Origin of the sequence: Gloeotrichia echinulata CP02 (assembly GCA_038087035.1) — a bacterium.
GTDB classification, from domain to species: Bacteria; Cyanobacteriota; Cyanobacteriia; order Cyanobacteriales; family Nostocaceae; genus Gloeotrichia; species Gloeotrichia echinulata.
In genome coordinates, this window is record CP051187.1 from 3,839,943 (window position 1) to 3,853,496 (window position 13,554).

Consider the following 13,554-nt stretch of genomic DNA (forward strand, 5'->3'; position numbering starts at 1 on the left):
TTGGTGAAAATAAAACAAAATGGCATGTGCGATCGCCACCAGGAGTTATAAGCTGTGATTATAGTCATCGACAATTACGATAGTTTTACATATAACTTAGTGCAGTATCTGGGAGAACTGGCGGCTGAGTTCCCCGTAGCAGAGAATATTAAAGTTTTTCGCAACGACAAAATATCAGTAGACGAGATTCGGGAATTAAATCCAGCTATCGTCGTTATTTCTCCAGGACCAGGGCGTCCGGAAGATGCGGGAATATCCCTAGATATTATTGAACAGCTAGGACCAACCTTGCCAATTTTGGGTGTATGTTTGGGGCATCAAAGTATTGGTCAAGTTTTCGGTGGTAAAATCGTTTCGGCTCCAGAGTTGATGCATGGCAAAACTTCTCAGGTATCTCATACTGGGGTAGGGGTTTTCCGAGGATTAGAAAATCCCTTGACCGCAACCAGATATCATAGTCTGGTGATTGACCGCGAGACTTGCCCTGATGTTTTGGAAATCACTGCTTGGGTTGAAGATGGCACCATTATGGGAGTGCGACACCGGAACTATCCTCATATTGAGGGCGTCCAGTTTCACCCAGAGAGTGTCCTGACATCTTCAGGTAAGCACTTGCTGCGAAACTTTCTGGAACAATTACCGAAAAATTGGGTCTAAAGCCAAGTCCACTTCGGCACGCTCAGTGCTACGCTTCTATGACGGCTTTTTGGTACAATAGTGGCAACAGGCAGGGCATTGTCTGTTGTTGCTGTTTGAATCCAGAATCCCTGAACTTTCTCTTCTGTGAGTATGTCAAATCCTTGAGAGTAATTCATGAAACGACGACAGTTGATGGGCTATGCTGGAGCGGGTTTGGTAACAGCTTTAGTTAATTCTTGGGGTTCCTTTGAGGCTGACGCACAATCTAGCGGTTTATCAGTTCAGTGGTTGGGTCATACTTGCTTTCTGTTTACTGGTAACGGACTCAAAGTTCTCGTCAATCCATTTCGATCCATCGGCTGTACTGCTGGGTATCGTCCACCCAAGGTGAAGGCTGATTTAGTCCTCATTAGCAGTCAACTGCTGGATGAAGGCGAGGTGGGAGGACTACCAGGTAATCCTAAGCTAATATATGAACCAGGAGCTTACGAGTTCAAAGGCTTGAAGTTACAAGGTATTGCTATAGACCATGATCGCAAAGGTGGTAAGCAGTTTGGCATCAATACCGCTTGGACATGGACACAAGGTGCTGTGAAAATCCTTCACTTAGGAGGAGCAGCAGGACCGATTTCCATTGAGCAAAAAATCCTCATGGGGCGTCCCGATGTAGCATTTATCCCCGTGGGGGGTAGTGATAAAGCCTACAATGCCGAAGAAGCCAAAAAGGTGGTTGGGGTGTTAAATCCCAAGCTGGTGATTCCCACCCATTATCGTACACAGGCGGCAGATCCGGCTGCGTGCGGTATTTCCACAGTGGATGATTTTCTCACCTTGATGAAGGACACGACAGTGATTCGTAGTAATGGCGATACCATTGCTATTAGATCTGATAAGTTACCCGATAATAGGGCGATTCAGATTTTGAGTTACAAGTTTTAATCAGAGTACAGGGATTGGGGATTGGGGGAAAACTTTCATTCTAATCCCTAATCCCTAATCCCTAATCCCTAATCCCTAATCCCTAATCCCTAATCCTGATATGGGTTGCCTAGTGTATCCACAGAGACGTTATAGGATAAAGGTAAGCGACCAGGATTTAAGCGGGGTTCGGCTGCATATCCTACAGGTACTAAAACTGCGATCGCTAAATCTGAATTATCCGCCGCACCGATTACTGCTTTCACCTGCTCCTCAACCCAACCATTCATAAAGCAAGTCGATAAGCCCAAACTTTCCGCAGCTAAGACCAAATGCGTAGAAGCAATGATAGCATCTTTAATAGCATATTCGCGCCGCTTATCTCCCAGACCCGCTTGAAATTGCGGAACGGCACTTTTAAAGTAGTTGACTGTACCTTCATTCCAAGCCCCAAGCTGGAGTGCTGTCTCCAGAATGGGGGTTAAGTCTTGTTCCCCTGCAGTTGGATCGGCTGCAAAAACAAATGTCACAGGTGCTTGGACAATTTGTTTTTGATTCCAAGATGCTGCTGATAGTGCGGCTTTTTGTGCCTCATCTTGAACCAGGATAATCCGCCAGGCTTGGACATTAAAACTGCTAGGAGCAGCGACGGTCAACTCTACCAATTGCTTTAGCAGTTCTGGGGCTATGGGGTCTGACTTAAAATTTTTGATGGAACGACGCTGAATAATGGCGCTGGGTACATCTAAAGCTTGAACTTGGGTAATCGGATTCATGAGATTCTCCTGATTGTGGGATGATACTTTAGTGCTTTTGATTATCGGGTACGGGACTTCCCAAAAATAGATTAGCCATTTGTACATTTGTAGGGGCGCAAGGCCTTGCGCCCTGGAAATAGGATTTAATTGGAAATCCCTTCAATGAGTTGTGGCTATGTTATATTGGTGGGAATTAGGTATTGAGTAGTTGCTCGCTAGGAGCAGCCCAAAATGGATAGTCTGTATATCCCTTTTCACCGCCACCATAAAAGGTTGTTGGATCTGCCGGATTCAAGGGTGCATTCACAGCCAAGCGTTGGGGTAAATCGGGATTGGCGATAAATGGGACACCAAAGGCGACTAAATCTGCTGCTTGATTTGCTAGTACAGCATCACCTCTTTCACGGGTATAACCACCATTAACAATGAGTGTACCTGTAAAGCGATCGCGTAGATCACTAGTTGGCACAATTATTCCACCATGTCTAATATCTGCCTCTGTAGCCTCATAAATATGCAAATATGCCAAATTAAATCGGTTTAATGCTTGAGCTACATAACCAAAGGTCTCTAGGGGATGGGAATCACGCATATCGTTAAATGTCCCACTGGGGGAAATACGCACTCCTACTCGGTTAGTATCCCACACACTGGTTACTGCCTCAGTTACCTCTAACAGGAATCGGGAGCGATTCTCAATCACACCGCCATACTCATCTGTACGCTGATTAGTGCTATCACGGAGAAATTGGTCAATTAAATAACCATTGGCCGCGTGAATTTCTACACCGTCAAACCCATCGGCTAGGGCGTTTGCTGCTGCTTGGCGATACTGTTCGACAATCCCCGAAATTTCTGGCTCTTCCGTACTTAGCGTGCTGAATTTGTTAAAAAATAAGTTTGAAACCCTTGTGTGGCTCCGATAAAAGCCATTATTTTTTGTATTTGAGCTACTGTTACTAAAAATCAAATTATAAACGCCTGTAAGCCTTGTTATTAAAGCAATTTAATCGACTTTCATTAATAATTAAGCACGCTACACACGCAAGAGCCACATTTGTAATGGATGACATAATTGTCCTCCTGATTTAATTCGGTCATTCGATATTGTCGAATAATTGAAATATACGACATTCTAGGATAAAATGCAAGCATGAGATTTTTGTATCACCCAGAGAGAAAAGACATTTCTTTATCTGGAGTACTGTATGCCTTGGGCGACCCAGTACGCCTAGAAATTGTGCGCCTGTTAGCGACTAAGGGGGAGCAATGTTGTGCTGGGTTTGATTTTGCGATCGCCAAGTCTACAATGTCAAATCACTTTAAAATTTTGCGAGAATCGGGGATAGTCTTGACTCATAAAGAAGGCACACACCACATCAATCGCCTGCGACGAGAGGATTTAGAGGCGCTCTTTCCGGGTTTGTTGGAGGTGGTATTGCGATCGGCTCAACCATTACCTATTTGCGCTGCAAGAGGTAAGCAAAAAACATCATAGGATAAGTTCGTAACGAAATGAAAATAAAGTCTACCGTTCGTAGTTGCACTTTAGCGCTAAAGCGCAACTACGAACCAAAACGCCACGAATTTATGAAAGTGGCGATATATCCCAAGCTATCGCGATTATTCCCAATAACCGCACCCTAACTGACGGACACCACTACCGTCACAAAGATTAAAATTGCTTAACACTTCGTTACAGTAGAGACATCGAGAGAGATGAAACCAAACCTCTCGGCGACCAAATCAAAGGTGGACGACATGAATGGTACAATACGCGTTGGCAATCTTTTTGGCATTCCTTTCTATATCCATCCATCGTGGTTTTTAGTTTTAGGCTTGGTAACTTGGAGTTATAGCAGTGGACTAGCAGCCCAATTTCCTCTATTATCTGGGGGATTAGCGTTGCTACTAGGATTGATGACAGCGCTGTTGTTATTCGCCTCTGTCGTCGCCCATGAATTAGGACACAGTTTCGTAGCTATTCGCCAGGGAATTGATGTCAAATCCATCACATTATTTATTTTTGGTGGGTTAGCCAGCTTAGACAAAGAATCGAAAACCCCAGGTGAAGCTTTTTGGGTGGCGATCGCCGGGCCTTTAGTCAGCTTACTGTTGTGTGGTATCGTCACAGGCGTTGGTGTAGCGACTGCAGCATCAGGACCAATAGCAGCGATTCTCAGTGTTTTAGCTTCTGTTAACTTGGCATTAGCCCTATTTAACCTAATTCCTGGCTTGCCCTTAGATGGCGGAAATATACTGAAGGCAATTGTGTGGAAGATTACAGGAAATCCTTATAAAGGCGTGGCTTTTGCTAGTCGAGTTGGGCAAATATTTGGTTGGGTAGCAGTTGCGTCTGGTGTAATTCCAGTCATATTATTTGGTAGCCTTGGGAACATTTGGAACTTGTTAGTCGGGTTCTTCTTACTGCAAAATGCAGGAAATTCAGCACAATTTGCGAGGGTACAGGAACAACTCACAGGTTTAACAGCTGGGGATGCTGTCACCGCGAATAGTCCGATTATTTCTGCTAATATTACCCTCAGAGAATTTGCTGATCAACAGATCATGAGCGGGGAAAACTGGCATCGCTTCTTAGTGACAGATGATGAGGGACAATTAGTAGGTGCGATCGCCACTGATGATTTGCGAACCATCCCTACAACACAATGGTCAGAAACTCAAGTCAAAGAAGTCATGGGACGAATTGCAGAATCTACCACAGTCAAATCTGATCAACCCTTGTTAGAAGCAATGCGCTTACTCGAACAACAACAACTATCTACACTTACCGTAATTCGTGATAACGGTGTGCTAGTGGGAATTTTAGAAAAAGCAGCGATTATTCAACTAATTCAAAACCGATACCAACCTCACCCCGCATAGTTTTCTCGTTTAACTGGGGATTAGGGATTAGGGATTGGGGATTGGGGACACTTCGACAAGCTCAGTGCATCGCTGGGGACTGGGGGGGGGAGTATTGACAACTCCTCACTCCTCACTCCTCACTCCTAACTTTTTGCTTAAGCATGTAGTTTCTCAACCAAATACCGTTGTTCTTCTTGCTGTTTTTCGTGTTCCACAACAAATACATTTGAGTAAAGATTAGCGAGAATTTGTTTTCCTTGTTGTGTCAATGACAGATAATGCAGTCCATCTTTGATGTAGGGATAGACACCATTCCAGTAAAACTTGGCGTAGTTCTTGCGTAAATCGGCTGGGGTTTTATAGTTCAAAATTTTATTCATCCCAGTTTCTTCAAACTCATAGAATAAAGAAGTGATTTTCTTCAAGTAACGTGGGTCACTTAATTGCCCAATTAAATCAGCTGCGCGTACTAATCCCGCAAAACTTTTTGTTTCTTGATGGTCTTCAGCCGCTGGTACAGGAAATCGGGTCAATTCAATATTACTCTTAATTACATCCGCATCAATCAATTTATGTCCGCCAAACCGCTCATCGATGAAAAGTTTTGCCCGATCAACATGATAGGGTGTCAGGCTAGCATCTGAAGCGCCTGCAGGCAGAGAAATCATTCTACCATATTGACCTGTCGCATAAAAGCCTTCGACTTCTTTATCCTGTTGACAAACTCCTTTAACATAACCAATATCATGACAGACTAAGGAAATGATAAAGTGTAACCAATCTTCACTCGAAACACCACCTTCGCGGATGTGTTTACCACGTAAAACTTCCTGTCCTACAAGGGTGACGAGAACGGTGTGTTCAACATTGTGGTAGAGGGCGTCACTATTGGCAATATTTTCTAAAGCCATGCTACCAGCCCAAGCTATGATATCTTGATAATCATGTTTTAAGCAGCCATAGGTGCGTCGGTAGCCTTCTCGAATTTGATTGACAAAAGCATCTATTAAAATCTCAGTCGCATTGAACATATTGTTTACTCACCTGAATAAGAATTATTTAGCAGTTATCAGTTATGTATCTGAGTTATCAGTTATCAATCAAGAAAGCGCATGACCCTGACGGAGAAAAACTACACCATTCATTGGTGTGCTGATGCTGAAAAAATACGCTTGATAACTGTTACTGGTGTACTGTTAACTGTTCACTGATTTAATGGTTGGTTTCAAAATTTCCGAATTAGCTTTGCTTTAGCTGTAATTGATGACAATGGATATCTCTCCTTTTTAGCGTAGATTTAGGTGTAGCCGCTAGCTGTCTTTATGCCTTGATTACAGGATAGGCGATGCTGGCATCGAAGTGCAAAGGTATACACTACTTTTTCCGTGATAAGAGCATAATGTGGACTATGGCGTGTGGATATACTTCGGAGTCATCAGTTTTTCACCAATATTCCCTGGGTGGCGGTGATCTAAATACAAAAGGGGGGTGATGTGAGTCAATAATCACGGAAATATGAAATAATTAAGTAAATATACTGCTGCCAATTTTTTTGCTGATTCGTAAACATTTACGACTAAGGGAACTCCAAAAAATAAATTATCCGCCGGTGCGTCAGTACCAATAATTTCTGGTAATGTGAAGAATTTCTCGCTCTTGACGCACCCTAAATATGGAATATTTGTTTATTTGCAAGTCCCTAAAGCTGCGTGTCATATTTTTTCGTAGGGGTTATCAAAAGTCTCAAGTGTGACATACTCCCACACTGACTGCAAGCAGTACAGTGTGGGCTTCTCATCCAATCCAGCTATTGCTGAGGAGGCGATGAGCTCACTTTAGAGTCCACGAGATGCCCCTCCGCAGACTTGAACAATACAAAAATGTTCAACACCTGTGTACTGTCAGAGTTTTACCTACCCACAGAATCGACACACAAATGCCTGTTACTGGGTAGAACCCCATACTCTGAGTTGTCTTGGCGCAGCCTCTCCCTTTGGGAGAAGGTTCAGATTAAGAATGACCAGCATTTTCGGCTTTGCCATCCAGTATCATTGTAATAGAAATATCATTACAGTGTAATGGTAAAAGTAAATTTAAATATCCGTGTAGAACAATCAGAGATGGAAATATTAGAAAGCTATGCAAAGCATTCAGGAAGAACCAAAACAGATATTATTCGTGAATACATTAGGAACTTGGCGAAAAGTCGCCCACCCCATCACCCATCTGATTGAAATCAAATATTGTTCGGGGGTGGAACTCCGCACTTCGTGCCGCTCCGCTAACATCGCCCAAAAATTCATCTCATCGCTCCTGCTTTCCTTCGGAACGCTAACGCGAACGCAGTGAGCGAGAGGCTTCTTTTTGTTCAAGCTAAAAAATCTCGATTTTTGACCCTTGACCCTCCGAATTTTAGATTTTGGATACTTCTCTACGAACGCGAGTGCGTGTCGTAGACAGAGGCTACGCCAACGACTTCCCTGCGGGACGCTGCGCGAACGCTCAGTACAAGTTTTGGATTTTAGATTTTTTGGGGTACAAGCAAGACCCCAGGTGTCTGTAAAAATCTAAAAGACGCTTCTACGTCGCTCTCAGCGCAGCTATACCGTAGGCTTGACCACTGACAACTGATACCGAAGAGTCAAACTGAATTTGAGCTAAATGCTAAGATATATCAGTTATTTTAGGTATAAATCTTGATTGACAAAATGAGCTTTAGGGTTATAAATAACGAAAGTGCTGCAGTGGTCATGAAACCATGAGTTTGCTCATGGCTGTCAAGCCAGAACTATCAGGTTGATAATTTCCCAAAATGCGTCATAGTTAATATAAAGTAATGAATTTAAAACTTTCTTAAGAAAATATCAGTAGTTTTATTTGAATTCACAGGAACTGGAGGTGTGACGGTGAGCGACGAAAGTTTGACAAAAATCGAAGTCCAAGAACCTGTTACCCTTGAGGATAATGGCTTTGGCAGAAACCGAGATGATCGACAGTCTCGCCTGTGGTTGATGCCATTGTTACTGGGTACAGGCTTAGGAGTAGCGATCGCCTTTGGTGGGATGGGTGTATTAAATCATCGTCCCACTGGTCAAGAAAATGCGATCGCGAATAAATCGGCGAAAAATGTTCCCCCATCGATGACAGTCACCACAGCCACCGTAGAAACCGCCAGTGTAGCCCGGACCCTCAGCACCACAGGGACTATCGCCGCTCGTGATTTAATACCGGTGCTACCACAGACAAACGGTTTACAAATCAAAAAAATCCCTGAAGATATTATAGAAGGAACTTTTATCAAAAAAGGTCAAGTGCTGGCGGTGTTGGATGATTCTATCCTGCAAGCTCAAATTAACCAAGCCAAAGCCGATGTACAATCAAAGGAAGCCGATGTAGAATCAAAACAGGCAACTGTAGCATCAAGTCAAGCATCTGTCGCTGCAAGTCAGGCGATAGTCCAGCAAAGACGCGCAGATTTAGCCCAAGCCCAGGCGAAATTGGAAGAAGCCCAAAAGAATTATCAACGCTATCAAAAACTCGCCGCTGCAGGTGCAATTAGTGAACAAGAACTCGATACTCGTTCCTACACTGTAAAAACTGCGATCGAGGCTGTGCGTCTTGGTAAAGAAAATGTCCGTAGCGCCCAAGCCAATGTCAGCAGCGCCCAAGCCAATGTCACCAAGGCAGCAGCTGATGTCAATAGAGCGACAGCCGATGTCCGTAATAGTACAGCCAAGGTGGGACAACTACAAACTCAAATCGGACAAACATTGGTGCTAGCACCAGTTTCGGGAATTGTCTCCGAGAAGCTAGCCAGGGTAGGAGATGTCACAGGTATACCACCCCAAACCCAAGTTAGTACTGTAATTGGTGGGACGCAAAAGCTGTTTTCAATTATCCGTGATGGCAAACTCGAACTGCAAGCCCAAGTTCCCGAAATTCAACTACCACAGGTAAAACTAGATGCATCCGTAGAAATTACTTCTGATATTGATAACCGCGTGCGGTTACAGGGACGAGTCAGAGATATACAACCCCAAATTAATGATAAAAGGCGGGAAGCCACAGTAAAAATTGACTTGCCACCAACAAACCTACTCAAACCAGGGATGTTCGCCCGTGGGGCGATTACCATTAATACAACAACAGGAATGGCCGTGCCGCAAAAAGCAGTACAATCTCAAACAGATGGGAGTGTTATAGTATTCACCCTATCGGGCGAAGACACAGTGCGTGCGGTAAAAGTAGAACTAGGAGAACCGCTCAACGGTAATAAAGTAGAAATCAGGAAAGGTTTGCAACTAGGACAGCGTGTGGTAGTTGACGGTGCTGCTTATATCAAAGATGGCGACAAAGTACGAGTAGTTTCATAATAGGGAGGAGGCACACAATTTTACATTTTAGATTTTAGATTTTGGATTTGAGATTTATTCCCCGAATAAATTCGGTGGCTCTGGGACAGCTTTAAATTTTGGATTTTGAATCTTCAATTCCATTATCCAAAATTTAAAATCGAAAACTCGGTGAGGAATTACTCCCTTCCCGGTCTTTGATTACCTATAAGTTTCCTGACTTTGCGCCTTCCCTACGACACGCTCCGCGAACGTAGAGAATGTAGTCAAAATTATTTCCCTACGGGACGCTCCGCGAACGTTAATCTTATAGTGGTTCGGGAGTTAGGAATTACTCCCTTCCCGGTCTTTGATTACCTATAATTTTCCTTCTTCTCTGCGAGACGCTCCGCGAATGCGCCTTCTCTGCGAGACGCTCCGCGAATGCGCCTACCCTGCGGGTTCTGCTCTGCAGTATGCGTGAGATAAAAATTATTTTGGTAATCTTCCAGCGGAAAGGGAGTAAGAATGAGAAAAGTTGAGCAAACTAACATTACCCGCAAGGAGGGATATTATGTCCAAAGTATTCGTAATTGACACAGAAAAAAGACCATTAGAACCAATTCATTCAGCACAAGCTAGACAGCTATTAAGAAACGGAAAAGCAGCAGTTTATAGAAAGTTGCCGTTTACCATTATATTGAAGGAATCGCGTCCCAATTCGCCAGTGTCAGAACTGAGATTTCTGATGACCAATGACCAATGACGACTGACAATCAATCCAAAATCTAAAATATAAACTTCTCCGATGTCTTTTAATATCTCGGCTTGGTCGATTAAAAAACCTGTTCCCACAATAGTGATATTTTTAATTTTGACCGTAGTAGGTTGGTTCTCGTTCACATCCTTGGGAATTGATATTAATCCCAACATTGACGTACCAGCCGTTTCGGTGACAGTAACCCAAGCAGGGGCCGGCCCTGTGGAATTGGAATCCCAGGTGACGAAAAAGATTGAAGATGCGGTCGCTGGGTTGGGGAATATCGATAATATGATTTCGACCGTGACTGGTGGAAGTTCCAAGACGACCATCAGTTTTATATTAGGGACAAATAGCGATCGCGCCACCAATGATGTGAGAAATGCGATCGCCCAAATCCGCCAAAGTCTACCCCAAGATATTAATGACCCAGTTGTTAAACGCCTGGATTTTTCAGGTGGTGCAATCATCACCTATGTGGTTAAATCAGAACAACGTTCCGTTGAAGAATTAAGCAACCTCGTAGACCAAACCATTAGCCGCGCCTTATTAGCAGTCAAAGGTGTAGCACAAATTCAGCGTGTCGGTGGAGTTGACCGAGAAATTCGGATTAATCTCGACCCCGACCGGTTACAATCTTTAGGTATTACAGCCACCCAGGTAAACGACCAAATCCGCGCTTTAAACATTAACTTACCCGGTGGACGTGCCGAATTGGGTGGTAGCGAACAAAGTATCCGCACCCTAGGTAGTGCAGCCAGTGTAGATACATTGAAAACTTACGAAATCATCCTTCCTGGGGGTGGTTCAGTACCCTTGTCCAGCTTAGGAACTGTAGAAGATAAGTATGGTGACATCCGCCAAACCGCACGCTTAAATAACAAACCTGTGGTAGCCTTCCAAGTGTTACGTAGCACTGGGAGTGTGATGGTGACGGTAGAATCAGGAGTCAAAGCCGCAGTCCAAGAACTGGAAAAAACTCTACCCCCTGATGTCAAATTAGATTTAATTTTTACTAGAGCCGACGTTGTTCGTCAATCTTATGAAAGCACCATTGATGAATTAATTCAAGCCTCGGTGCTGGCAGTGATAGTAATTCTACTATTTTTGCGCGACTGGCGAGCCACATTAATTACCGCCGTCGCCCTACCTTTGTCCATGATTCCCACCTTTGCGGTGCAGCAGGCCTTAGGTTACACTCTCAATAACATGACCTTGTTAGCATTAGCCTTAGCCGTGGGTAACTTGGTAGATGATGCCGTTGTCGAAATTGAAAATATGGAACGGCACATGGCAATGGGAAAATCAGCTTGGGAAGCTGCCTTTGACTCTTCTGATGAGGTAGGATTAGCCGTAATTGCCTCTTCCGCCACGATTATCGCCGTATTTCTGCCCGTTGCCTTTATGGGTGGCGTTCCAGGGCAGTTTTTCCAACCATTTGGCTTCACAGTTGCTATTTCCACAATTTTCTCAACTCTTGTGGCGCGGATGGTAACGCCGATGATGGGGGCATATTTGCTCAAAGATAAAGAACAGACCCACCCAAATCAAAAAAGACAGGAACAGAAGAAGCCAAAAATTATCCCATTCTTCAATATTAAATTAAAACTAGGCAAAAAACAACTCCACACTCAGCACGCACCAGTCAGCAAAAGATTTCAGCCGTATAAATCTGTACTACAGTGGGCATTACGTCATAGATTAACAACAATAGCGATCGCCCTAGCTTTTTTTATTGCTAGTCTGATGCTAGTTCCCTTGATTCCCAAGGGTTTTGTCGATGATGGTGACTTTGGTCTTTCCACTATGGCGATTGAAATACCCCCCGGTTCCACCTTGGAAGACATGAACAAGGTAGTCACACAAACTACTAATTTACTCCGGGAAAACCCTGCAGTTGCACAGGTGTTAGCCACAGAACAATTAAACACCGCTACCCTAACTGTCAATCTCAAGCCCAAGGAAGAACGGAAAATTTCCCAAAAGCAGTTTGAAGAGGAAGTACGTCCCTTATTTGAACAGATAGCAGGAGCCAAAATCAGCTTTGAAAGTCAGTCTCCCGGTGATAGTCGCAAGGCTTTATCCATAGTTCTGCGGAGTGAAAATCCCGAAGCATTAAACCAAGCAGCAGACGCACTAGAAAAACAGATGCGAACCATACCCGGATTGGTGGAAGTGTCTTCTAGCGCCAGTTTGGTCAAACCAGAGATATTAGTCATTCCCAACCCCCAACGGGCTGCAGATTTGGGAGTCACCGTACAGTCAATAGCCCGTACCGCTTCCCTAGCTACCATCGGTGATAATGAAGCGAATTTAGCGAAATTTAATTTGAGCGATCGCCAAATCCCAATTCGTGTCCAAATAGACCCCAAAGCCCGTGCAGACATCAACACCCTGAAAAATCTCCAAGTCCCCAGCCAAAACGGTAGCTTAGTACCCCTAATCGCCGTTGCAGATATCCGCTTCGGTAGTGGACCTGCAACCATCAGTCGCTACGATCGCGCCCGTCGAGTGGCTATAGAAGCCAATTTGCAAGGTATCGCCCTCGGAAAAGCCCTGGAAACAGTCAATAAACTACCCGCCATGCAAAATCTCCCCCCAGGGGTAGCACAGCAACCTGGTGGCGGTGCAAAAATTATGCAGGATGTTTTCCGAGGCTTTACTGGCGCCCTAGGGCTAGCCGTCATGTGTATCTATGCAATCCTCGTGCTGCTGTATAATAACTTCTTACATCCCTTAAGCATTATGGCAGCCTTGCCCTTTTGTTTAGGCGGTGCCCTTGTCGCCTTGATGTTGTCTCAAAAACCCTTGGGAATCTATGCCCTGATTGGGATTGTCCTGCTGTTGGGAATTGTCACCAAAAATTCAATTCTCTTAGTTGACTATACCATCATCAACATGCAGGAAGGCAAAACCCTGCGTCAGGCGCTGATAGAAGCAGGTGTGTCCCGCCTGCGTCCGATTCTCATGACATCCCTCGCCACCATTGCTGGGACCCTACCCCTAGCCTTGGGAATTGGCGTCGGTTCCGAAGTCCGCCAACCGATGGGAATCGCCATCATGGGTGGTTTCACAACTTCCACCCTGCTGACCCTAGTAGTGGTGCCAGTTATATTTAGCTATATCGACAACTTCCAAACCTGGATCAAGAATATCTTGCGTTATGGCTTCGGCAAGAAACCACCGCACCCATCCGCTGGTGAGCGTGAAGTCATCAGTTTACCAGCGGAGCGGGAAAAATCTGCTTCTTAATTCCCATATTTATGTTATAATGGCATTT

At 44.4% G+C, this 13,554-nt stretch carries 9 protein-coding genes and 2 pseudogenes; 8 read left to right on the top strand and 3 right to left on the bottom strand.

The features are described 5' to 3' along the window. Positions 1–54: 54 nt before the first annotated feature. Both HEQ19_16925 and HEQ19_16930 read left to right on the top strand, forming a co-directional pair. The gene (locus HEQ19_16925) at positions 55–657 is read left to right on the top strand and encodes an aminodeoxychorismate/anthranilate synthase component II (GenBank protein WYM00927.1); all 603 of its coding nucleotides are present in this window, start codon (positions 55–57) and stop codon (positions 655–657) included. 156 nt (positions 658–813) lie between these two features. Beyond that, positions 814–1,578 (top strand): MBL fold metallo-hydrolase, encoded by a 765-nt coding sequence (locus HEQ19_16930; protein ID WYM00928.1) that lies wholly within the window; start codon positions 814–816, stop codon positions 1,576–1,578. Between the two features lie 89 nt (positions 1,579–1,667). Here HEQ19_16930 and HEQ19_16935 read toward each other — a convergent pair whose 3' ends face one another. Together HEQ19_16935 and HEQ19_16940 are read right to left on the bottom strand one after the other, a co-directional pair. After that, the gene (locus HEQ19_16935) at positions 1,668–2,333 is read right to left on the bottom strand and encodes a nitroreductase family protein (GenBank protein WYM00929.1); all 666 of its coding nucleotides are present in this window, start codon (positions 2,331–2,333) and stop codon (positions 1,668–1,670) included. A 175-nt stretch (positions 2,334–2,508) separates the two neighbouring features. After that, a pseudogene (locus HEQ19_16940) lies at positions 2,509–3,159 on the bottom strand (alkene reductase). A gap of 309 nt (positions 3,160–3,468) precedes the next feature. On the opposite strand from HEQ19_16940, the gene HEQ19_16945 reads away from it, so the two are divergent. Next, positions 3,469–3,813 carry a helix-turn-helix transcriptional regulator gene (locus HEQ19_16945; GenBank protein WYM00930.1) on the top strand — a complete coding sequence of 115 codons (345 nt, stop codon included), beginning with the start codon at positions 3,469–3,471 and terminating at the stop codon, positions 3,811–3,813. 263 nt (positions 3,814–4,076) lie between these two features. Next, positions 4,077–5,201 carry a site-2 protease family protein gene (locus tag HEQ19_16950; protein ID WYM00931.1) on the top strand — a complete coding sequence of 375 codons (1,125 nt, stop codon included), beginning with the start codon at positions 4,077–4,079 and terminating at the stop codon, positions 5,199–5,201. Between the two features lie 137 nt (positions 5,202–5,338). Here HEQ19_16950 and HEQ19_16955 read toward each other — a convergent pair whose 3' ends face one another. After that, positions 5,339–6,214, bottom strand: coding sequence for an Npun_R2479 family HD domain-containing metalloprotein (locus HEQ19_16955; protein WYM00932.1), 876 nt, complete (start codon positions 6,212–6,214; stop codon positions 5,339–5,341). Positions 6,215–7,303: 1,089 nt separating this feature from the next. Here HEQ19_16955 and HEQ19_16960 point away from each other — a divergent pair. From HEQ19_16960 to HEQ19_16975, 4 genes and pseudogenes are all read left to right on the top strand, one after another. Continuing rightward, positions 7,304–7,417, top strand: coding sequence for a hypothetical protein (locus HEQ19_16960; protein WYM00933.2), 114 nt, complete (start codon positions 7,304–7,306; stop codon positions 7,415–7,417). A gap of 672 nt (positions 7,418–8,089) precedes the next feature. Beyond that, positions 8,090–9,556, top strand: coding sequence for an efflux RND transporter periplasmic adaptor subunit (locus tag HEQ19_16965; protein WYM00934.1), 1,467 nt, complete (start codon positions 8,090–8,092; stop codon positions 9,554–9,556). Positions 9,557–10,088: 532 nt separating this feature from the next. Beyond that, positions 10,089–10,247 (top strand): annotated as a pseudogene (locus tag HEQ19_16970) (RRXRR domain-containing protein). 75 nt (positions 10,248–10,322) lie between these two features. After that, positions 10,323–13,526 carry an efflux RND transporter permease subunit gene (locus HEQ19_16975; GenBank protein ID WYM00935.1) on the top strand — a complete coding sequence of 1,068 codons (3,204 nt, stop codon included), beginning with the start codon at positions 10,323–10,325 and terminating at the stop codon, positions 13,524–13,526. Positions 13,527–13,554: the final 28 nt, after the last annotated feature.

Coding starts and splice junctions, on each gene's coding strand:
- HEQ19_16930 (WYM00928.1), top strand. CDS start 814: ATGAAACGACGACAGTTGATGGGCTATGCTGGAGCGGGTTTGGTAACA.
- HEQ19_16935 (WYM00929.1), bottom strand. CDS start 2,333: ATGAATCCGATTACCCAAGTTCAAGCTTTAGATGTACCCAGCGCCATT.
- HEQ19_16945 (WYM00930.1), top strand. CDS start 3,469: ATGAGATTTTTGTATCACCCAGAGAGAAAAGACATTTCTTTATCTGGA.
- HEQ19_16950 (WYM00931.1), top strand. CDS start 4,077: ATGAATGGTACAATACGCGTTGGCAATCTTTTTGGCATTCCTTTCTAT.
- HEQ19_16955 (WYM00932.1), bottom strand. CDS start 6,214: ATGTTCAATGCGACTGAGATTTTAATAGATGCTTTTGTCAATCAAATT.
- HEQ19_16960 (WYM00933.2), top strand. CDS start 7,304: ATGGAAATATTAGAAAGCTATGCAAAGCATTCAGGAAGAACCAAAACA.
- HEQ19_16975 (WYM00935.1), top strand. CDS start 10,323: ATGTCTTTTAATATCTCGGCTTGGTCGATTAAAAAACCTGTTCCCACA.